Source organism: Sphingomonas cynarae (assembly GCF_039537815.1).
GTDB classification, from domain to species: domain Bacteria; phylum Pseudomonadota; class Alphaproteobacteria; order Sphingomonadales; family Sphingomonadaceae; genus Sphingomonas; species Sphingomonas cynarae.
In genome coordinates this window covers 47683-67310 of record NZ_BAABBF010000003.1, presented here as the reverse complement: position 1 = coordinate 67310, position 19628 = coordinate 47683, and the positions used below count along the sequence as shown (strand labels likewise).

Here is a 19628-nt window from a genome sequence, read left to right as displayed (position 1 = left end):
ACTGTGATAGTTGGGGCCGGGATACTTGAACCCGATGGCGTCGGGCGGCATGGCAGAGCGATGATACCGGAGATTGCATGATGCCGACGCTTATCGTCACGACGCGCACAGGGGAAGAACGCCAGCTGGACGGCGAGGCGGGGCTGTCGGTGATGGAGGTCATCCGTGACGGCGGCATCGACGAACTGCTGGCCCTATGCGGCGGTTGCTGCTCCTGCGCGACCTGCCACGTCCATGTCGACGCCGCTTTCGTCGATCGCCTGCCGCCGATCGGCCCGGATGAGGACGACTTGCTCGATTCCGTGGGTGAGCGGGATACGACCAGTCGATTGTCGTGCCAGATCCCGTTTGATGACGCGCTCGACGGGATGCGGGTCAGGATCGCGGCGGAGGATTGACGACAGGGCCGTAAGGCACCGCCGGTACGGGCCACTTCCGAATGATCGAAAGTGGCCCGTACCGTTTTGAAGGATCGGGTCAGCCCAGTTTGGGCAGGCTGATGCCGTTGGTCGAATGGATCACGCCGTTCGCCTCACGCACGTCGGCGGGCTTGTCGACATAGCTCTTGTTGCCGACCGCATCGGTCAGCAGGATCGACCCGTTGTCGATCGTCGCGACCAGCGGCTGGCCGGACAGCGTCGTCAACGTGGCACGTCCGCCGCCGGCAGTGATCTGCGACTTGATCTGGTCGCTGGTCAGGGCGCCGGGCACGACGTGGTTCTTCAGGATCGTCGTCAGGCTCGCGACATTGGCAGGGGCCAGCAGCGTATCCAGCGTTCCTGCGGGCAGGCGCGAAAAAGCCTCGTCATTCGGTGCGAACAGCGTGAACGGACCGGCACCACCGAGTTGCGCATCCAGCTTCGCCGCAGTCAGCAGGCGCACCAGCGTGGCATGGGCGGGGATGCTCGGCAGTGCCTGGACGATCGTGCCGGTGCCGACCGGGGCAGCGGCGGTCGTCGCGGGGGCGGTGGTGCCCGGTCCCGTCTGCGGCGTACCGACGGGTGCGGTCGTTGCACCCGTTGCCGGTGCAGTCTGCGGCGCGGTCGCAGGGGCGGCAGGCGCCGTGGTCTGGGCGGTGGCGATGGCGGGGGCCAGCATCAGGCCGGCGGTAAGCAGGAAAGTGGATCGCATACAAAGCTCCCGGTCGTTGCGATGGTGTAACCTGCGGTTGACCGCGCAAGACGCGATTTTGTTCCCGAAACGCGACGATCCGCGCGCATATCGGGATCAGGCGCGGCCCTGTTTCGCTTCGCTAAGGATAGCGGCCAACAGCCTGAAATCGCTTTCCCGCGGCGACGCGCGGCGCCACACCAGCGCGATCTGCCGTACCGCATCGGGGGAGGCCAGCGGCCGGGCGGTAACGCTGGTATGGTCCAGAATACCCGCCGCGATCGCCATTTCCGGCAGCATGGTGATGCCCAGACCATTGTCGACCATCTGGACGATGGTATGAAGCGAGGTACCCATCATCGTCGCCTCCGCCCGCGTTTCGGGACGGTTGCAGGCGGCCAGCGCATGGTCCTTCAGACAATGGCCATCTTCCAGCAGGAGCAGGCGGCTGCCGTCGATCGTATCGTCGGTGATCGCCGCAGGCAGGCTGTCCGCCTCGGTACCCTGAAACGCCATGAACAGGCGGTCGTCGAACAGCGGCGCGGACGCCACCTCGCCGCAGGCGAAGGGCAGGGCGAGCAGGACGCAGTCGGTACGGCCGTTCTGCAACCCCTCGCACGCGGCGGCGCTCGGTTCCTCGCGCAGGAAGAGGCGGAGGTCGGGATAGTCGGCGCGCAGTTTCGGCAGGATACGCGGCAGCATGAAGGGCGCGATCGTCGGGATCACGCTCATCCGCATATCGCCGGTGAGCGGACGGCCGGCGGCGCGGGCCAGATCGCCCAGTTCGTCCGCCTCGCGCAACACCCGCCGCGCCTTGGCGACGATCCGCTCGCCCAGCGGCGTGAAGCGGACGATGCGGCGCGTCCGCTCCACCAGCACCACGCCGATCAGCACCTCCAGATCGCGCAGCCCCGCCGACAGGGTCGACTGGGTGACGAAACACGCCTCCGCCGCGCGGCCGAAATGACCATGGTCGTGCAGGGCGACCAGATACTGGAGCTGCTTCAGCGTGGGTAGATAGGTGACGGCCATCGACGCCTCGCTACCTCAATGGAACCCCATCCATCAATGATATAGGGCGCGCCACAAGCCGAACAGGCTGGTGATGATGAGGATGACGCCGACCATGGTCAGCAACGTCTTCGCCGGCACTCGTTTCGCCAGCATCGCCCCGAACGGCGCCGCCAGTACGCCCCCGATCAACAGGCCGACCGTCGCGACGGTGAACGCCGCCCAGCCGAGCTGCGTCAGGAAGGTGATCGAGATGGTGAGCGTCAGGAAGAATTCGGCGGTGTTGACCGTGCCGATCGTCGTCCGCGGCGTCGCCCCCTGCACCAGCAGGTTCGACGTGACGACCGGCCCCCAGCCACCGCCGCCCGCCGCATCGAGGAATCCGCCGACCAGCCCCAATGGCTCGACGATCTTCGGCTCCCTGGTGGTCGGCGCATGGCGCGCCGCCCGGTACAGCAGATAGATGCCGATCCCGGCCAGATAGACGAGGATGAACGGCTTTGCGACCGCGGCATCGATATTGGACAGGACATAGGCCCCCAATACCCCGCCGATCACGCCGGGGATCATCAACCGCAGGAACAGTTTCCAGTTCACGTTGCGATGCAGGGTGTGGCTGATCCCGGAGACTGCGGTGGTGAACGTCTCCACCGTATGCACGCCGGCAGAAGCGGCGGCGGGCGGGACGCCGATCCACAACAAGGCGGTGTTCGAGATCACGCCGAACGCCATGCCCAATGCTCCGTCCACCACCTGCGCGGCGAATCCGATGAGGATGAAGGGCAGGATGGCGGAAAAATCGAACGTCGCGAAATCGGGCATGGATATCCTTTCCGGGGGCAACGTGACCGCAGTGCGGAATATCCACAAGATAGATCGGCTTTATCCGATGCACGCCCCGGTTCGCCGCGATGCTGGCAATTCGAGGGTGGTCATCCTAGATCGGCGACAGGGCGCGATCGCAGCGCAAGGAAATATACTATGCCGAGCCGCCTCGTCGCCTATATCGATTCGATCCGTGCCCGCGATCCCGCGCCGCGCAGCCGGGCGGAAGTGCTCACCTATCCGGGCGTATGGGCGCTGGCGGGTCACCGGGTGGCGCACCGGCTGTTCCGGGCACGAATGTTCCTGATGGCGCGGATCGTGAATCACGTCACGCGCGGCTGGACCGCGATCGACATCCATCCCGGCGCCACGATCGGCCGCAACTTCTTCATCGATCACGGCTTCGTCGTGATCGGCGAGACGGCGCAGATCGGCGACGACGTGACCATCTATCAATGCGTGACGCTGGGCGGGACCAGCCCCGATAACGGTGTTGCGGGCAAACGGCATCCAACCCTGCTCGACGGAGCGATCGTGGGATCGGGTGCGCAGGTGCTGGGGCCGATCACCGTCGGGCGCGGTGCGCGGATCGGCGCCAATGCGGTGGTGACGCGCGACGTGCCCGACGGCGCGGTGATGGTCGGCATCCCCGCTCGCCCGACGATGGTGGAAGGCGGGGCCGCCCCCCGCCCGGATTTCCTGCCCTATGGCACCAAATGCTCAGAGACGTTCGATCCGGTGACGCAGAAGACCGAACTGCTGCGGTGCGAGGTGGAGCAGTTGCGCAAGCGGCTCGACGCGCTGCTGGCCGAGCAGGCGGACCGGCGCGACACCGAGCAAGATCGGGAACGCGGCCGGGCCTGATGGGTGTCGTACCCTTCCCCGCCCGACGCGAGGCGCAGGTCGGTTTCGATCGCGCCGAGATGACCCGTATCCTCGATCTCTATGGACGGATGGTCGCCGCCGGCCACTGGCGCGACTATGCGATCGATCTGGGGCGCGAGGCGGCGGTGTTTTCCGCCTTCCGCCGCACTGCCGAGCGGCCCGAAATCAGGATCGAGAAACGTCCTGCCTTGCGCCAGCGTCAGGGTATGTGGGCGCTGGTCGGGGAGGCGGGCGTCGTCCTGAAGCGCGGCCACGAACTGGGGCCGTTGCTGGCCCCGGTCGAGCGACGGTTGATGAAGCTGGTCGACGGATAGGTCCCGCGCCGCCGCCGCCTCCGAACAGCAAAAGGGGCGCCCGCCTTTGTGGCGGGCGCCCCGATCACGTCACCGGATCAGGCGATTACTTGCCGCCGCGCTGACGGCACTTGTCGTACTGACCCTTCTTGCAGACCGGATACTTTTCCAGCGCTGCGGGCGCGGGGAATGCTTCCGACGGGCTGGGTGCCGCGCGGAACGTGGTCGGCGCGCCGGGCGCACCGGCCGTGGCCGGCTGCGACGGTTGATAACCGCCGACCGGATCGCCCGTGCTCATGCCGGCGGGCGACGCCGTGGTGGTGCCGGGGGTCTGACCCGTGGTCTGGGCGGGTGCGGTGCCGGCGTCCTGCGCCATCATGCCGGGATCGGCGGCAGGGGCGGCAGGGTCCGCCGGGGTTGCCGGCGCGGCGGGGTCCGCGGGTGCGGCGGGATCGGACGGCGGCGTCGTCGGGGCGGTCTGCGTGGCCGGCGCCGTCTGCGTGGTCATGTCCTGTGCGATCACCGGTGTGGCGATCAGCGCCGTTGCGGCGAGAAGGATGAGCTTCATGGCGAATCTCCTGAGAATGTCGACGCGAACCTTGATTGTCCACGCCGCAGCCCAACGTTCCATGTCCGGAATGTGTCCGCTGTGGTACGATCGCCGCGATCCTTGTTCCGGGATCAGCCCTCCGAATCGAGCGCGTAGCCGGCGGACCGTACCGTGCGGATGATGTCCGGCCGATCGCCGACGTTGATCGCCTTGCGCAGGCGACGGATATGCACGTCGACGGTGCGGCTTTCGATATCGCTGTCGTGCCCCCATACCGCATCGAGCAGCCGCTCGCGCGAGAAGACCCAGCCGGGATGTTCGAGGAAGTGCTTGAGCAGGCGGAACTCCGTGGGGCCGAGCGCCACCGTCTCGCCGCCGCGCTTCACCTTGTGGCCGACCGTATCCATCTCGATATCGGCATAGTTGAGCGCCTCGCCCGCCAGCCCCGGCCGCACCCGGCGCAGCACTGCACCGACGCGGGCTACCAGTTCGCGGGGGCTGAACGGCTTGGTGACGTAATCGTCCGCGCCCGTCTCCAGTCCCCGGACCCGGTCCTCCTCCTCGCCGCGCGCGGTGAGCATGATGATCGGCACGTTCTGCGTCTCCGGCGCGCGGCGCAGGCGACGGCATACCTCCAGACCGGAGATCACGCCCTCGATCATCCAGTCGAGCAGGACGATATCGGGTGTCCGCTCGCGCGCGATCAGCAACGCCTCCTCGCCGTCGGCGGTGTGGTGGACGTCGAAATCCTCGCGTCGGAAATGGAATTCGAGGAGTTCGGCGAGCGCTGCGTCGTCCTCGACCAGCAGCATGGTGACACGGGCCATCGGTTCAGTCCCATCAATTCAGTTCTGGTCGCCGCCGCGATCGCGGTCGGGCATCTGGGCGCCGGTCGCGGCGAAGTAGACCATCTCGGCGATGTTGGTCGCCTGATCCCCGATCCGTTCCAGATTCTTGGCGACGAACAACAGGTGCGCGCACTGGCTGATCGTCGCGGGATTCTCGACCATATAGGTCACCAGCGTCCGGAAGATCGCATCATAGAAATCGTCCAGCGCGGAATCGCTTTCCGACACGCGCAGCGCCGCCGTCGCGTCACGCGCGCCGAACGCGTCGAGCACGTCGTGCAGCATCTCCGCCGCCATCCGCCCCATGGCGGGCAGGACGGAGACCGGCTCGATCCGGTGCTCGCTTTCGATCATCGGCACGCGCTTGGCGATGTTCTTGGCGTAATCGCCGATTCGTTCGACCACGCTGGCGATCTTCAAGGCGGCGACCACTTCGCGCAGATCGACGGCCAGCGGCGCACGCAGGGCGATGATCCGCACCGCCAGCCGCTCGACCTCCGCCTCGATCGCGTCGATCGCCTTGTCGCCGGCGCGCACCTCGGCCGCCAGTTGCAGGTCGGTGCGCTGCAACGCCTGCATCGCCCGCGCGATGGCGTCTTCGGCCAGCCCGCCCATCTGGCTGATGAGCCCGCGCAACTGGCCAATATCGTTGTCGAATGCCTTGACGGTATGTTCCATCGTTCCCTCCGCCTTAGCCGTAGCGGCCGGTGATGTAGTCCCGCGTCCGTTCCTGGACCGGGTTGGTGAAGATATCCGACGTGGCGCCATATTCCACCAGCGTCCCGAGGTGGAAGAACGCCGTCCGCTGGCTGACGCGTGCCGCCTGCTGCATGTTGTGCGTGACGATCGCGATCGCATAGCGGCCGCGCAGTTCGTGGATCAGTTCCTCGATCCGCGCGGTGGCGATCGGGTCGAGCGCACTGCACGGCTCGTCCATCAGGATCACCTCCGGATCGACGGCAATCGCGCGGGCGATGCACAATCGCTGCTGCTGGCCGCCCGACAGGGCGGTGCCGCTATCGGCCAGCCGGTCCTTCACCTCGTTCCACAGGCCGGCACGGGTCAGCGAGCGTTCGACGACCACGTCCAGATCGGCCTTGCCCCCGGCCAGCCCGTGGATGCGCGGGCCATAGGCGACGTTCTCGTAGATCGACTTGGGGAAGGGGTTCGGTTTCTGGAACACCATGCCGACGCGGGCACGCAACTGCACCACGTCCATCTCGGCGGAATAGATATCCTGCCCGTCGAGGCGGATGTCCCCGGTCACGCGGGCGGAAGCGACGGTGTCGTTCATCCGGTTCAGCGTGCGCAGGAACGTGCTCTTGCCGCAGCCCGACGGGCCGATGAAGGCGACGACGCGATCCTGCTCGATATCGATCGACACGTCGTGCAGCGCCTGTTTGGCGCCGTACGACACGTTGACGTTGCGCGCCGTCATCTTTGGAGACGGCATCTTGGAGTTTGCGTCGGTCACCAGCGTGTCTCGAATCGGTTGCGGAGGTAGATGGCGAACCCGTTCATCGCGAGCAGGAAGACCAGCAGGACGATGATCGCCGCCGATGTCTTCTCCACGAAGCCGCGATCGACCTGATCCGACCAGAGGAAGATCTGGACGGGCAGTGCGGTGGCGGGGCTGGACAGGCCGGTGGGCGGCGCGGCGATGAAGGCGCGCATCCCGATCATCAGCAGCGGCGCGGTCTCGCCCAGTGCGCGGGCCATGCCGATGATCGTGCCGGTCAGGATGCCGGGCAGGGCAAGCGGCAGGACGTGATGGAACACGACCTGGATCGGCGAGGCGCCGATGCCCAGCGCCGCGTCGCGGATCGACGGCGGCACCGCCTTGATCGCATTGCGCCCGGCGATGACGATCACCGGCATCGTCATCAGCGCCAGCGTCAGTCCGCCGACGATCGGCGCCGAGCGCGGCATTCCGAACGTGCCGAGGAACACCGCCAGCCCGAGCAGGCCGAAGATGATCGACGGCACGGCGGCAAGGTTGTTGATCGACACCTCGATCAGGTCGGTCCAGCGGTTCCGGGGGGCATATTCCTCCAGATAGAGCGCGGACAGGACCCCGATCGGAAAGGCCAGCGCCAGCGTGACGAGCATCGTCAGCAACGATCCCTTGAACGCGCCCCAGATGCCGACGCGGGTAGGGTCGGTGGCATCGGCTCCCATGAGGAAGCCGCGATTGAGGCCACGCGACACGACGCCGCGCTGTCGCAGGGCGGCCAGCGTCCCCTCCGCTGCGGCGGTGCCTTGCCCCTTGGCGGCGACGTCAAGGCCGCTGGCGGCGGGCAGTTCGAACGTCGCCCGGCGCGACAGCAACGACGGATCGGCCTTCACCGCATCGCGCACGCGCAGCCAGGCGCCGTCCGACAGGATCGTCGCGTCGCCAAAGGCGCGGGCGGCGGCGGTATCGACCGTCCCTTTCAGCCCTGCGCCCGCCAGCGCGAGATCGGCGCCGCGCCCCTCCATCTGCGCGGGCGTCACCGCCAGTCGCGCCGCGCCGAAATCGATCGGCACCGCGATCCGCGTTTCGGTGAAGCCGCCCAGCCCCTGCATCAGCATGGTGACGAGCAGGAAGGCGAGGAATCCCGCCGACATCACCACCGCGGCCAGCCCCATCAGGCGGAACCGCCGCTCGGCGGCGTAACGGCGGCGGATGCGGCGCTGCATCGACGTGGTCGACCAGTCGGTCGGGACGCGCGCCACGGGATCATGCGCCGTGCCCACGACCGGCGTCTGCGCGACGAGCGTGTTACTCATAAGCTTCCCGGTAGCGTTTGACGACATGGAGGGCGACGATGTTGAGCAGCAGCGTGACGATGAACAACGTCAGCCCCAGCGCGAAGGCGGCGAGCGTCTTGGGACTGTCGAACTCCGCCTCACCGGTCAGCAGGTCGACGATCTGACGCGTCACGGTGGTGGTGCTGGCGAACGGATTGGCGGTAAGTGTCGCGACGCCGCTGGCGGCCATCACGACGATCATCGTCTCGCCGATCGCGCGGCTGATCGCCAGCAGGACGCCGCCGACCACGCCGGGCAGGGCGGCGGGCAACAGCACCTTGCGGATCGTCTCCGACGAGGTGGCGCCCATCGCCAAGCTGCCGTCGCGCATCGCGCCGGGCACGGCGGCAAGGCTGTCGTCGGCCATCGACGACACGAAGGGGATGATCATCACCCCCATCACCGCACCCGCTGCCAGCGCGCTTTCCGATGACGCACCGCCGATGCCGATCGACACTGCGAGATCGCGGACCGCCGGTGCCACCGTCAGCGCCGCGAAATAGCCGTAGACGACGGTCGGAACGCCCGCGAGCACTTCGAGAATGGGCTTCATCCAGCGCCGGGTGCGCGGCGCGGCATATTGGGTCAGGTAGATCGCGCTCATCAGCCCGAACGGGATCGCGACCGCCATCGCGATCACCGCACCGATGAAGAAGGTGCCCCAGAACAGGGGCACCGCGCCCAGCGACGCCCCCGGATCGCGCCCGTCGATCACCTGCGGGCTCCAGTGTGTGCCGAACAGGAAATCGGTGACGGGCACGATGCGGAAGAACCGCCCCGCCTCGTACAGCAGCGAGGCGACGATGCCGATCGTGGTGAGGATCGCGATCAGCGAGGCGGCGAGCAGCAGCCCCATCACGATCCGCTCCACCTTCGTCCGCGCGCCGAACCCCGGCCGCACTCGCGTGAAGGCGAACGCGCCGCCGGCAAAGGCGAGCAACAGCGACAGGCCGGTCGCGATCCAGTTATAGCGCGATTGCGCTGCGGCATAGGCAGGGGCGAGCAGTCGCGACAGTTCGTTGAAGGCACCATAGGCACGGCCCGCCCCCAGTTCCCGCGCTTCCGACAGGATCGAGGCGCGGTCGAACCCCGGCGGCGGCAGCCGCATCGCGACCGGGCTGTTCAGCACCGTTTCGGTCACCATCGCGGGCGACACGAGCGACCAGATCGCCAGGAATGCGAGCGGCGGCACCAATGTCCACAAGGCGACGTACCAGCCATGATGACCGGGCAGCGAACTGAACCGCTGGACCGTATCCGCCCCGGCGATGCGGAAACCACCTGCCCGCGTCCGTGCCGTCAGCCAGCCGATCAGCGCGAGGCCGATGACGATCAGGATGATGCCGATCCCGCTCACGACAGCGTCGCCGGATCGAGCGGGGTTTCGGTGACGATCACCTGCGCGGCACGGGCGCGGACCGCGTCGGGTGCGGCGATCAGCCCGCGGCGTACCAGCGGCCCTTCCGGTCCCCAGGCGCCCGCATAGAGTTTCAGGAAGGCGCGCAGGCCGGGGATCGCGTTCAGATGCGCCTTCTTGACGTAGAGATAGAGCGGCCGCGATCCCGGATAGCGGCCGGCCGCGATCGCGGCATAGGTGGGTGCGACGCCATCGATCGGCACGCCGTTCACCACCTCCGCATTGGCCTCCAGATAACTGTAGCCGAACACGCCGATCGCATCGGGGTTGGATTGCAGTTTCTGGACGATCAGATTGTCGTTTTCGCCGGCGTCGACATAGGCGCCGTCCTCGCGCACGCGGGTACACAACGCCTTGTGCGCATCGGCATCCGATTTGGCGAGCGGCTTCGCGGCGGGGTTCGACGCCTCGCATCCCTTGGTCAGGATCAGTTCGGCCAGCGCGTCGCGGGTGCCGCTGGTCGCCGGCGGGCCATAGACCTGGATCGGGGTGGCGGGCAGCGCGGGGTTCACATCCGCCCAGCTACGCCGCTGATTGGGCTTGCCGTTCGGCGCGGCGGCGAGCGCGAGATAGAGATCGGTCGGGGTCAGCCGCATCTTCGGCCCGTTCTTCGCCTCCGCAAAGGCGATGCCGTCGATCCCGACCTGGATTTCCAGGATGTCGCGCACGTTGTTGGCGGCGCAGTCCCTGTACTCGCTGGCCTTCATTCGGCGCGAGGCGTCCTCGATATCCGGGTGGGCCGCGCCGACCCCCGCGCAGAACAGCTTCATCCCCGCGCCGGTACCGGTCGATTCGATCACCGGCGCCTTGGCCTGCGGGTCCGAGGCGACATATTGTTCGGCGACCATGGTCGTGAAGGGATAGACGGTGGACGATCCCACCGCGGTGATCTGGTCGCGCGCGCCGGCGCCGCCGCCGTTCGCCTGATCCTGGCACGCGACCAGCGGCATCATCAGGCCAAGGAGGAGAAGGCGGCGCATCGATCGTCCTGAAGGGAGCGGCGAGCCGCCCGGCGATCCGGCCTATGTGACCGTGGCGTTACTCTTTGATGACAGCGCCCGCGCCCGATCCGGCGCCCAAACCGGCACCGGGTGTCGCAGGATGGGGCAGGGTGACGGTGACGGTGGTGCCGATCCCCGGCCGGCTCGCGATGTCGAGCCGGCCGCGATGCCGCTCGACGATGTGCTTCACGATCGCGAGGCCGAGCCCGGTACCGCCCAGCGAGCGGCTGCGACCCGGGTCGACGCGGTAGAAACGCTCCGTCAGGCGGGGCAGGTGTTCGGAGGCGATGCCGTCGCCCTGATCGGTGACGACGATCGAGATCCCCGCCGTGACCCGCTCGATCCGCGCGACCACCGGCGTCGCGGCGCGGCCGTACTTCATCGCGTTGCCGATCAGGTTGTGGAACAGTTGCGACAATTGTGCCCGGTCGCCGGCGATCGGCGGTACCTCTCCGGCCGTCGCGCATTCCACGTCCATCGCGCGCGGCGACCCGGAACCGCGCAACTCCGCGCATACCTCCGCCATCAGCATACCGAGATCGACCGACTGGTCGGGCAGGCGGAACTTGTCCGCCTCGATCCGCGACAGCGAGATCAGGTCCTCCACCAGACGCTGCATCCGCTGCGCCTCGGCCATCATGATCGTCAGGAACCGGCGGCGCAACGCGGGTTCCTCGCCCGCCTCGTCGTCCAGCGTCTCGATATAGCCGAGGATCGAGGCGAGGGGGGTGCGCAGTTCATGACTGGCATTGGCGACGAAATCGACGCGCATCCGCTCCGCCGCGGCATGTTCGGTGCGGTCGTGCAGGTCGATCACGACAAGGCCGCCCGACGTGCCCGCCACCCGCATCGCCCAGTGCCGGTCGCGCGCGCCGATCCCGACCAGATCGACCGGCCGGCCATCCGGTTGCGCCAGCGCGGCGGCGGCGGCGGGGTGGCGGATTGCGACGCGCGCATCCTCGCCCACCACATGCGCGCCCAGTACGTCGCGCGCGGCGCGGTTGGCCAGCACCACCCGGCCGCGATCGACCAGCAGCACCGCATCGCCGACCGCGTCCAGCACCTCGTCCAACGGCGGCGCGGCCGGTGCGGGCAGGGCGGCGGAGGGCACGGTCTCGTCCCAGCCCCGCGCCAGCAGTGCCGCCGCGATCCCGCCGACCAGGGCGATCGCCGGCCCTTCCCACCGGCCATCGACCACGAACACGCACGCCGCCGCCCCCAAGGCAGTGCCGATCGCCGGCAGGATGCCGCGCATCACACGCCCCTGCCGAGGCGGCGGAGCGCGGCGAGCAGCTCGTCATAACCATCGATCACCGCGTCCGCGCCAAGGTCCGCCGCCGGCCGGTCGAGGAAGCCGAAACTGCAGCCGATCACCGGCACCCCGGCCGCCTTCGCCGAGCGCACGTCGTAGACCGAATCGCCGATAAAGGCGGTGGTGGCCACGTCGCCTTCGCAGCGGCGGATCATCTCCAGGATCGGATCGGGCGCGGGCTTGCCCCGGCCCGGCCCCAGCGTGTCGCCGCCGATCACGGTGGCGAAGCGATCCGTCAGGCCGAGTGCGTCGAGCACGGTGACGGCATAGCCTTCCAGCTTGTTGGTCACCACCGCCACCGTGACGCCCATGTCGGCGAGCGCGTCGAGCGCGGCGAGCGCACCGGGATAGGGGGCGGTGAGGACGGTCATGTGCGCCTCGTAATAGTCGAGCAGGCGGCGATGCAGCAGATCGAGTTCCGCCTCGTCGCAACCGCCTGTCCGGGCCATGCCCTGCGCCAGCATGTGGCGGGCGCCGCCGCCGATCATCGGCTTGATCTGATCGACCGTCAGTTCGGCACGGCCGGCACTGGCTAGCGCATGATTCACGGCGGCGGCGAGATCGCCGCTGGTGTCGAGCAGCGTGCCGTCCATGTCGAAGCCGACAAGGGTGAAGGGAAAGCCTGTCATGGCGGCATGCGTGCCAGCGGCCCTATGGCATTGGCAAGGCTTTCGTGGCACCGGACCGCGCCATGACCCAGCCGACTACGCCCCGTTCCGTCGCCGCGCCCCGCTCCGTCGCGGCGATCGTGCTTGCCGCCGGCAAGGGCACGCGGATGAAGTCCGACACGCACAAGGTGCTGCACCCGGTCGCGGGGCGGCCGATGCTGCTCCATCTGCTTGCCGCGGTCGGCGAACTGGCGCCCGCGGGCGTGGTCGTCGTCACCGGCGCCGGTCGCGATCAGGTGGGGGCCGCGGTCGCCCCGTTCGGCATCGCCACTGCGTTGCAGGCCGAACAGCTCGGCACCGGCCACGCGGTGCGGCAGGCGGAGGGGGCGCTGGCGGATTTCGATGGCGACGTGCTGATCCTCTATGGCGACGTGCCGCTGGTGACCGCGGCGACGATGCAGCGGATGCTCGACCGGTTGCGGGCCGCCGATGCGCCGGCGGCGGTCGTGCTGGGCTTCCGTCCCGACGACCCCGGCGCCTATGGCCGGGTGATCGCGGACGCCGAGGGCGGCATCGTGCGGATGGTGGAGTACAAGGACGCCAGCGACGCCGACCGGGCGGAGACGCTGTGCAATTCGGGGCTGATGGCGGTGCGCGCCGCCGATCTCTGGCCACTGCTGGCGCGGGTCGGCAACGACAATGCGGCGGGTGAGTATTACCTGCCCGACATCGTCATGCTCGCCGCCGCCGACGGTCGTGGTTCGGCGGTGATCGAAACGGACGCGCACGAGGTTGCCGGCGTCAACAGCCGTGGCGAACTGGCGGCGGTGGAGGCCGGCTGGCAGGCCCGGCGCCGCGCGGCGGCGATGCGGGACGGCGCGACGCTGGTCGCTCCCGACACGATATGGTTCGCGCATGATACCATCCTGGGCCGCGACGTGACGGTCGAACCGAACGTCGTCTTCGGCCCCGGCGTCACCGTCGCGGACGGCGCGACGATCCATGCCTTCAGCCATCTGGAGCGCGCGACGGTGGGCGCGGGCGCGGAGGTCGGACCCTATGCCCGGTTGCGCCCGGGCTCGGTGCTCGGCGTGAACGCGAAGGTCGGCAATTTCGTCGAAGTGAAGAACGCCGTTCTGGGGGATGGCGCCAAGGCCAGCCACCTGACCTATCTGGGCGACGCGGATATCGGGCCGGGGGCGAACATCGGCGCGGGTACGATCACCTGCAACTATGATGGTTTCCTGAAGTACCGCACCACGATCGGGGCGGGGGCGTTCGTCGGTTCCAATTCAGCGCTGGTGGCGCCGGTCGCGATCGGGGCGGGGGCGATCGTGGCGGCGGGATCGGTCATCACCCGCGATGTCGAGCCCGATGCGCTGGCGCTGGCGCGCGGGCGGCAGGAAAGCCGATCCGGCTGGGCGGCCCGCTTCCGCGCGCTGATGCAGGCAAAGAAGGCCGCACGCTGACGGCCGTCACGAAATTTATCGCCAACAATCGATTTGAGGCGTAGCGGCGGGGCGAGCGAAAAGGGAGAGCGCGATGACTGAAGCACCGTTGGTGGCCGGCGTGGAACTGGGCGGCACCAAGTGCATCTGCATTCTGGCGCGGGGCCCCGATGCGATCGAGGATCGCGTCCAGCTGCCCACCACCCGGCCCGAGGAGACGCTGAGCGCGATCGAGGCGGTGCTGGACCGCTGGCGTGGTTTCTCCGCGCTGGGCATCGCCAGTTTCGGGCCGGTATCGATCGATCCGCATGCCCATGATTATGGTCACATCACCTCTACCCCCAAGCCGGGCTGGGCCAATCAGGATGTCGGCGAGCGTCTGCGCAGGTTCGCGGGCGTGCCGACCGGGTTCCATACCGACGTGGTCGGCGCGGCGCTGGCGGAGGCACGCTGGGGCGCGGCGAAGGGGCTGGAGGACATCGCCTATGCCACGGTCGGCACCGGCATCGGCGTCGGCCTGATCGCGGGGGGGCGGCCGGTCGACGGGCTGACCCACAGCGAGTTCGGTCATCTCCGCCCGGTCCGCTTTCCCGGCGACGACTGGATCGGCAGTTGCCCGTTCCACGGGGCCTGTCTGGAAGGGCTGGCGGCGGGGCCGGCGTTGAAGGCGCGTACCGGCGTGTCCGGCGACCAATGGGCCGCGGACGATCCCGCCTGGGATATGGTCGCGCATGCGCTGGGACAGTTGCTCCACGCCCTGGTGCTGACCGGCGTGCCGCGGCGGATCGTGATGGGCGGCGGCGTGATGGTAGGCACCGATCATCTGTTCCCGCGGGTCCGGGCGGCGATGACGAAAAGCTTGGGTGGCTATGTCGCCCTGCCGGAAGTCGCGGATGCCGATACGTTCGTCGTCCCCCCCGCACTGGGCGGCAATGCCGGGCCGCTCGGCGCGATCGTGCTGGGCGCACAGGCGCTGGAGGCACAGTTGCAGGCATCGTTTACCACGCGTTAATTACTATGCCTTAGTATCTGGCGATCATGGTCGACAGGCAGGACGCGATGAAGCAAGGCCCCGACGAATCGTCGGCCGAGGCAGTACGCGTCATGGTGGTCGACGACGACGCGGTGCTGCACGACTGCTATCGACGCATCCTCGGCAGCGCGGGGGATGGGTCGTTTCGCCTGTTCCATGCCGAACGCGGCGGCGATGCGGTGGCGGAGGCCAAGCGCGCGGCGATGGCGGGCGAGGATTACGCCGTCGCCTTCGTCGACCTCAACATGGCGCCCATGAACGGGCGCGAAACCGCGCGGCGGCTGCGCCGGATCGATCCCGCAACCAACATCGTCATCGTGACGGGGGCCGGCGATGTACCGTTGGCCGAGATCGCCCGCGCCGCGGGACCGGTCGACCGGCTGTTCTTCATCGCCAAGCCATTCTCGGCGACCGAACTGCTGCAGACCGCGAGCGCGCTGGCCGCGCGGTGGCGGCGCGATCGCGACATGGCCGTGACGCATCGCCAGTTGCTGGCACAGGTCGCGCTCCTGCAGGAGCAGAAAGCCGAGCTGGCCGCGAACGAGAGCCGCGCGGTGCATACCGCCTTTCACGACTCGCTGACCGATGCCCCCAACCGCCTGGCCTTCCAGCGCGCGCTGGAGGAACGAACGCGGGCGCCCGGCACCTTTGCGACCGCGATGATCGATCTCGACCGGTTCAAGCGCGTCAACGATACGCTCGGCCATCTGGCCGGCGACGCGCTGATCCGTGAGATCTGCGCCATCCTCCACCGCGCCGCGCCCGCCGGTGCGCTGGTGGCGCGGCTGGGCGGCGACGAGTTCGGTCTGTTGTTCGATACCCCCGACGATGCCACGGCGGTGGCCGCCTGCGAGACGGTGATCGCGGCCTGTTCCGTGCCGCTTCAGGTCTATGGCCATGGCGTGCAGGCGGGGGCGAGCGCCGGGCTGGTGGTGGTGGAGGGTGGCGACGGGCGCGAGCCGATCGACGTGATCCGCCGCGCCGATCTCGCGCTGAACGAGGCCAAGCGGCAGGGACGCGGTATCGCGCGCCGGTTCGACGAGACGATGGACGACAGCATCCGTCTGCGTCGCCGGATGGAACGGCGGCTGATTCGCGCGATCCCGGATCAGGCGCTCAGCCTCGTCTATCAACCGATCGTCGCCAAGGCCGATCTGGAGATCGTGGGGTTCGAGGCGTTGCTGCGCTGGCACAGCGAGGATTTCGGCGCGACGATCGGGCCGGCGGAATTCCTGCCGATCGCCGAGGAATCCAATCTTATCCATGAACTGGGCGACTGGGTAGTGACGGAGGCGCTGGGGCGCGTGAAGGAATGGCCGGGCCAATATGTCTCGATCAACTTCACGCCACGCCAGTTCCACCGGCACCAGTTCGCGCAGCGGCTGCTCGATCAGACCGGTGCAGCGGGAGTGACGCCGGGCCGCGTCCAGATCGAGATTACCGAGCGCGCCATCTTCGACGGGACGGGGCAGGTGGCAGATACGCTGCATTCGCTGCGCCAGATGGGATTCCGCGTCGCGCTCGACGATTTCGGTACCGGCTATTCCAGTCTCTACAACATCCGCACCATTGCGCTCGATTGCCTGAAGATCGACCGGTCGTTCATCGACGGGATGGGCCGGGACCGCGAGGCGGCGGCGATCGTCCATTCGATCATCCAGCTCGGCCGCGCGCTGGGGCTGGACGTCGCTGCGGAGGGCGTGGAAACCGATGTGCAGATTCAGGCGCTGCGGATCGCGGGGGCGCAATATCTCCAGGGTTTCGGCCTGTGCCGCCCGGTCGATGCGGCCCGCGCCCGTATGCTGGCCGGCGCCCGCTTCGTCGGGGCGGCGGCTGACGAGTTGCGGGCCGGCTGACCGGCGTCAGAACGGCAGTGCCGGTTGTACCCCGTCGTCGGAAGCATCGCCTGCCGTGTGGCCCAATGCGGACAGCGTCAGGCCGAGCAGGCGGACGCCGCCGGGCACCGGTAGTTGCGCCGCCAGCAGGTCCGCCCCGATCGCCAGGAACGCGGCTTCGTCGACGACGGGGCGGGGGACCGAGCGCGCACGGGTGATCGTCGCGAAATCGGCACGGCGCAGTTTCAGCGTCACGGTGCGCCCCTGCGCGCCTGCCCGGTCGATCCGGGCCCAGGCGGCCGCCGCAACCACGGCCAGGGCGTCGTGCAGCGGCGCAGGCTCGCTAAGGTCGCGCTCGAAGGTCCGCTCCGCCCCGATCGACTTCGCCTGACGATGCGCCCGCACCGGGCGATGATCCTCGCCCCGGGCCGCACCGTACAGATAGGTGGCATGGCTGCCGAAATGCCGCTGGAGGAAGGGGAGCGGGTGGACGGCCAGATCGGCCCCGGTCAGGATGCCCAGCGCCTCCATCCGCCGCGCGGTGACCGGGCCGACGCCGTGGAACCGCTTGACCGGCAATCCGGCGACGAAGGCCGCGCCGCGATGGGGCGGGATCACGCACATCCCGTCGGGCTTGTTCTGATCGGACGCCAGCTTGGCGATGAACTTGTTGTAGCTGACCCCGGCCGAGGCGGTCAGACCGGTATCGTCCTGGATGCGCGCGCGGATCGCCGCGGCGATCGCCTGGGCCGAGCCGAGCGCATGGCGATCCTCCGATACGTCGAGATACGCCTCGTCCAGCGACAGCGGCTCGATCAGATCGGTATAATCGGCAAAGATCGCGCGAATCTGTTGCGACACGGCGCGGTACACATCGAAACGCGGTGGCACGAAGATCAGGTCGGGGCATTGCCGGACCGCGGTGACGGAGGGCATCGCCGAGCGGACGCCGAACACCCGCGCCTCGTAACTGGCCGCCGCCACGACGCCGCGCGCCCGGCTGCCCCCGACCGCGACCGGCCGCCCGCGCAACGCCGGATCGTCGCGCTGTTCGACGGATGCGTAGAAGGCGTCCATGTCGACATGGATGATCTTGCGGGGCCGCGCGTCCGACATCACGGCACGCTACATAGGGGGCGGCGGGACCCGGTGCGAGGGTGTTCGCGTTTGCCAGCGATCTGCCGCTCCGCCATGAGGAGCGTCGAAAAGGGAAAGCGCGACAATGAAGACAGGCGTCGATTGCTGGCAGGTGGTGCGTGCGGACCGGATGAGCGTGATCGTCGACGCGGCGGATTATTTCCGGATCGCGCGTCAGGCGATGACTCAGGCCCGCAAGCGTATCCTGCTGATCGGCTGGGACTTCGATGCGCGCATCGTGCTCGACCACGACGTGAAGGGGCGAGGGCGCACGCTGGGCACCTTCATCTACGATCTGGTGCAGGCTTCGCCCGATCTGGAGGTGTTCCTGTTGCGCTGGGATCTGGGCGCGATCAAGTCGCTGGGGCGCGGCGCGACGGCGTTCACGGTGCTGAAATGGATGATGCACAAGCGCATCCACACCAAGCTGGACGGGCATCATCCCACCGGCGCCTCGCATCACCAGAAGATCGTCATCATCGACGATTGCCTAGCCTTTTGCGGTGGCATCGACATGACCGGGGATCGCTGGGACACGCGCGAGCATCTGGACGACCAGCCGCTGCGGCTGCGCCCCGGCGGCCAGCCCTACAAGCCATGGCACGACGCGATCAGCGCGGTGCAGGGGCCGATCGCGGGAACGCTCGGCACGCTGTTCCGCGATCGCTGGACGGCGGCGGGCGGCAAGCCGATGACGCCGGTGGAACCCGGCGGACCCTGCTGGCCCAAAGGGCTGACGGTGGATTTCGAGGGCATCGACGTCGGCATCGCGCGGACCTTTCCGGAAATGCCAGACCAGCCGCCGGTGCACGAGAGCGAGGCGCTGTTCATGTCGCAGATCGCCTCGGCCGAGCGGCATCTCTATATCGAGAGCCAGTATTTCGCCTCGCGCAGGATCGCGGAGGCGGTGGCGCGGCGGCTGGACGAGGCGGACGGGCCGGAAATCGTCATCATCAACCCCGTCACCGCGCAGGGGTGGCTGGAGCCGCTGGCAATGGATACCGCGCGCGCGCGGCTGATGGAGGCACTGCGCCGTCGCGACCGGCACGGGCGGCTGCGGATGTACCATCCCTATACGGCGGGCGGTACGCCGATCTATTGCCACGCCAAGATCCTGATCGCGGACGATCGCGTGTTCCGGCTGGGGTCGAGCAACATGAACAACCGTTCGCTCCGGCTCGACACCGAATGCGATCTCGCGATCGAGGCGCATACCGAGGCGGAGCGCGCCCGCGTGCTGTCGATCCGCGACGACCTGATCGCCGAGCATTTGGGGATGACGCATGGCGAGGTGGCGGAGGCGGTCGCTGAAACGGGATCGCTGATCGCGACGATCGAACGGTTCCGCGGACGCGGCAAGACGCTGGTGCCCTATGAGGTGCCCGATCTGACCGCCGTCGAGGAATGGCTGGCCGACAACGAGGTGCTCGACCCCGAAGGACCGGAGGAAATGTTCGAGGCGCTGTCGCAGCGTGGACTGTTCCGCCGTTTCGGCCTGCGGCGACGCAAATAGGCGGATCGCGGC

At 68.4% G+C, this 19628-nt stretch carries 20 protein-coding genes; 7 read left to right on the top strand and 13 right to left on the bottom strand.

Translation table 11 applies throughout. The features are described 5' to 3' along the window. Positions 1 to 80: 80 nt before the first annotated feature. Positions 81 to 398, top strand: a complete 318-nt coding sequence (locus ABD719_RS06995; protein WP_344693070.1) for a 2Fe-2S iron-sulfur cluster-binding protein — start codon at positions 81 to 83, stop codon at positions 396 to 398. 79 nt (positions 399 to 477) lie between these two features. On the opposite strand, the gene ABD719_RS06990 is transcribed toward ABD719_RS06995, so the two are convergent. The 3 genes from ABD719_RS06990 to ABD719_RS06980 form a co-directional block, all read right to left on the bottom strand. Next, entirely contained in the window at positions 478 to 1131 is a 654-nt protein-coding gene (locus ABD719_RS06990) for a fasciclin domain-containing protein (protein ID WP_344692650.1), read from the bottom strand. A 96-nt stretch (positions 1132 to 1227) separates the two neighbouring features. Next, on the bottom strand, positions 1228 to 2142 hold the full coding sequence (locus ABD719_RS06985; protein ID WP_344692649.1) for a hydrogen peroxide-inducible genes activator: 915 nt from the start codon (positions 2140 to 2142) through the stop codon (positions 1228 to 1230). Between the two features lie 33 nt (positions 2143 to 2175). Continuing rightward, positions 2176 to 2943, bottom strand: coding sequence for a sulfite exporter TauE/SafE family protein (locus ABD719_RS06980; protein ID WP_344692648.1), 768 nt, complete (start codon positions 2941 to 2943; stop codon positions 2176 to 2178). 159 nt (positions 2944 to 3102) lie between these two features. Here ABD719_RS06980 and epsC point away from each other — a divergent pair, with 159 nt between their 5' ends. Then, positions 3103 to 3810 carry a serine O-acetyltransferase EpsC gene (epsC, locus tag ABD719_RS06975; RefSeq protein ID WP_344692647.1) on the top strand — a complete coding sequence of 236 codons (708 nt, stop codon included), beginning with the start codon at positions 3103 to 3105 and terminating at the stop codon, positions 3808 to 3810. Continuing rightward, entirely contained in the window at positions 3810 to 4145 is a 336-nt protein-coding gene (locus ABD719_RS06970) for a DUF2794 domain-containing protein (RefSeq protein ID WP_344692646.1), read from the top strand. Before epsC ends, ABD719_RS06970 begins: the two co-directional genes overlap by 1 nt. Positions 4146 to 4230: 85 nt before the next feature. Here the strand turns inward: ABD719_RS06970 and ABD719_RS06965 are convergent, their stop codons facing one another. The 9 genes from ABD719_RS06965 to ABD719_RS06925 all read right to left on the bottom strand — a co-directional run bounded on the left by ABD719_RS06965 (position 4231) and on the right by ABD719_RS06925 (position 12671). Next, a complete protein-coding gene (locus tag ABD719_RS06965; RefSeq protein WP_344692645.1) occupies positions 4231 to 4692 on the bottom strand; it encodes a hypothetical protein in 462 nt (153 codons plus the stop codon). Between the two features lie 113 nt (positions 4693 to 4805). Beyond that, positions 4806 to 5501: a phosphate regulon transcriptional regulator PhoB gene (gene phoB / locus ABD719_RS06960; RefSeq protein ID WP_344692644.1), complete on the bottom strand. Its 696-nt coding sequence runs from the start codon at positions 5499 to 5501 to the stop codon at positions 4806 to 4808. Between the two features lie 18 nt (positions 5502 to 5519). Beyond that, positions 5520 to 6200: a phosphate signaling complex protein PhoU gene (phoU, locus tag ABD719_RS06955; protein WP_344692643.1), complete on the bottom strand. Its 681-nt coding sequence runs from the start codon at positions 6198 to 6200 to the stop codon at positions 5520 to 5522. Positions 6201 to 6213: 13 nt separating this feature from the next. After that, positions 6214 to 6975, bottom strand: a complete 762-nt coding sequence (pstB, locus tag ABD719_RS06950) for a phosphate ABC transporter ATP-binding protein PstB (protein ID WP_199860294.1) — start codon at positions 6973 to 6975, stop codon at positions 6214 to 6216. A gap of 17 nt (positions 6976 to 6992) precedes the next feature. Continuing rightward, complete coding sequence (pstA, locus tag ABD719_RS06945; protein ID WP_344692641.1) at positions 6993 to 8291, bottom strand: phosphate ABC transporter permease PstA; 1299 nt, start codon at positions 8289 to 8291, stop codon at positions 6993 to 6995. Beyond that, the gene (gene pstC, locus ABD719_RS06940; protein ID WP_344692640.1) at positions 8284 to 9669 is read right to left on the bottom strand and encodes a phosphate ABC transporter permease subunit PstC; all 1386 of its coding nucleotides are present in this window, start codon (positions 9667 to 9669) and stop codon (positions 8284 to 8286) included. The genes pstA and pstC overlap by 8 nt, the downstream gene beginning before the upstream one ends. Next, positions 9666 to 10709, bottom strand: a complete 1044-nt coding sequence (locus ABD719_RS06935) for a substrate-binding domain-containing protein (RefSeq protein WP_344692639.1) — start codon at positions 10707 to 10709, stop codon at positions 9666 to 9668. The genes pstC and ABD719_RS06935 overlap by 4 nt, the downstream gene beginning before the upstream one ends. 58 nt (positions 10710 to 10767) lie before the next feature. Next, complete coding sequence (locus ABD719_RS06930) at positions 10768 to 11985, bottom strand: sensor histidine kinase (protein ID WP_344692638.1); 1218 nt, start codon at positions 11983 to 11985, stop codon at positions 10768 to 10770. After that, on the bottom strand, positions 11985 to 12671 hold the full coding sequence (locus ABD719_RS06925) for an HAD hydrolase-like protein (protein WP_344692637.1): 687 nt from the start codon (positions 12669 to 12671) through the stop codon (positions 11985 to 11987). Before ABD719_RS06925 ends, ABD719_RS06930 begins: the two co-directional genes overlap by 1 nt. A 62-nt stretch (positions 12672 to 12733) precedes the next feature. Between ABD719_RS06925 and glmU the strand changes: the two genes are divergently transcribed. The 3 genes from glmU (at position 12734) to ABD719_RS06910 (ending at position 16987) form a co-directional block, all read left to right on the top strand. Further along, entirely contained in the window at positions 12734 to 14119 is a 1386-nt protein-coding gene (gene glmU, locus ABD719_RS06920) for a bifunctional UDP-N-acetylglucosamine diphosphorylase/glucosamine-1-phosphate N-acetyltransferase GlmU (protein ID WP_344692636.1), read from the top strand. 73 nt (positions 14120 to 14192) lie between these two features. Next, the gene (locus ABD719_RS06915) at positions 14193 to 15110 is read left to right on the top strand and encodes an ROK family protein (RefSeq protein ID WP_344692635.1); all 918 of its coding nucleotides are present in this window, start codon (positions 14193 to 14195) and stop codon (positions 15108 to 15110) included. A 47-nt stretch (positions 15111 to 15157) separates the two neighbouring features. After that, positions 15158 to 16987 (top strand): putative bifunctional diguanylate cyclase/phosphodiesterase, encoded by a 1830-nt coding sequence (locus ABD719_RS06910; protein ID WP_344692634.1) that lies wholly within the window; start codon positions 15158 to 15160, stop codon positions 16985 to 16987. 6 nt (positions 16988 to 16993) lie between these two features. Here the strand turns inward: ABD719_RS06910 and dinB are convergent, their stop codons facing one another. Continuing rightward, positions 16994 to 18082 carry a DNA polymerase IV gene (gene dinB / locus ABD719_RS06905; protein ID WP_344692633.1) on the bottom strand — a complete coding sequence of 363 codons (1089 nt, stop codon included), beginning with the start codon at positions 18080 to 18082 and terminating at the stop codon, positions 16994 to 16996. A 106-nt stretch (positions 18083 to 18188) separates the two neighbouring features. Here dinB and ABD719_RS06900 point away from each other — a divergent pair, with 106 nt between their 5' ends. Continuing rightward, positions 18189 to 19616 carry a phospholipase D-like domain-containing protein gene (locus tag ABD719_RS06900; protein ID WP_344692632.1) on the top strand — a complete coding sequence of 476 codons (1428 nt, stop codon included), beginning with the start codon at positions 18189 to 18191 and terminating at the stop codon, positions 19614 to 19616. Positions 19617 to 19628: the final 12 nt, after the last annotated feature.

Bases quoted from the DNA above. Each gene is read 5' to 3' on its own strand.
- ABD719_RS06995 (WP_344693070.1), top strand. From the start codon at position 81: ATGCCGACGCTTATCGTCACGACGCGCACAGGGGAAGAACGCCAGCTG.
- ABD719_RS06990 (WP_344692650.1), bottom strand. From the start codon at position 1,131: ATGCGATCCACTTTCCTGCTTACCGCCGGCCTGATGCTGGCCCCCGCC.
- ABD719_RS06985 (WP_344692649.1), bottom strand. From the start codon at position 2,142: ATGGCCGTCACCTATCTACCCACGCTGAAGCAGCTCCAGTATCTGGTC.
- ABD719_RS06980 (WP_344692648.1), bottom strand. From the start codon at position 2,943: ATGCCCGATTTCGCGACGTTCGATTTTTCCGCCATCCTGCCCTTCATC.
- epsC (WP_344692647.1), top strand. From the start codon at position 3,103: ATGCCGAGCCGCCTCGTCGCCTATATCGATTCGATCCGTGCCCGCGAT.
- ABD719_RS06970 (WP_344692646.1), top strand. From the start codon at position 3,810: ATGGGTGTCGTACCCTTCCCCGCCCGACGCGAGGCGCAGGTCGGTTTC.
- ABD719_RS06965 (WP_344692645.1), bottom strand. From the start codon at position 4,692: ATGAAGCTCATCCTTCTCGCCGCAACGGCGCTGATCGCCACACCGGTG.
- phoB (WP_344692644.1), bottom strand. From the start codon at position 5,501: ATGGCCCGTGTCACCATGCTGCTGGTCGAGGACGACGCAGCGCTCGCC.
- phoU (WP_344692643.1), bottom strand. From the start codon at position 6,200: ATGGAACATACCGTCAAGGCATTCGACAACGATATTGGCCAGTTGCGC.
- pstB (WP_199860294.1), bottom strand. From the start codon at position 6,975: ATGCCGTCTCCAAAGATGACGGCGCGCAACGTCAACGTGTCGTACGGC.
- pstA (WP_344692641.1), bottom strand. From the start codon at position 8,291: ATGAGTAACACGCTCGTCGCGCAGACGCCGGTCGTGGGCACGGCGCAT.
- ABD719_RS06935 (WP_344692639.1), bottom strand. From the start codon at position 10,709: ATGCGCCGCCTTCTCCTCCTTGGCCTGATGATGCCGCTGGTCGCGTGC.
- ABD719_RS06930 (WP_344692638.1), bottom strand. From the start codon at position 11,985: ATGCGCGGCATCCTGCCGGCGATCGGCACTGCCTTGGGGGCGGCGGCG.
- ABD719_RS06925 (WP_344692637.1), bottom strand. From the start codon at position 12,671: ATGACAGGCTTTCCCTTCACCCTTGTCGGCTTCGACATGGACGGCACG.
- glmU (WP_344692636.1), top strand. From the start codon at position 12,734: ATGACCCAGCCGACTACGCCCCGTTCCGTCGCCGCGCCCCGCTCCGTC.
- ABD719_RS06915 (WP_344692635.1), top strand. From the start codon at position 14,193: ATGACTGAAGCACCGTTGGTGGCCGGCGTGGAACTGGGCGGCACCAAG.
- ABD719_RS06910 (WP_344692634.1), top strand. From the start codon at position 15,158: ATGAAGCAAGGCCCCGACGAATCGTCGGCCGAGGCAGTACGCGTCATG.
- dinB (WP_344692633.1), bottom strand. From the start codon at position 18,082: ATGTCGGACGCGCGGCCCCGCAAGATCATCCATGTCGACATGGACGCC.
- ABD719_RS06900 (WP_344692632.1), top strand. From the start codon at position 18,189: ATGAAGACAGGCGTCGATTGCTGGCAGGTGGTGCGTGCGGACCGGATG.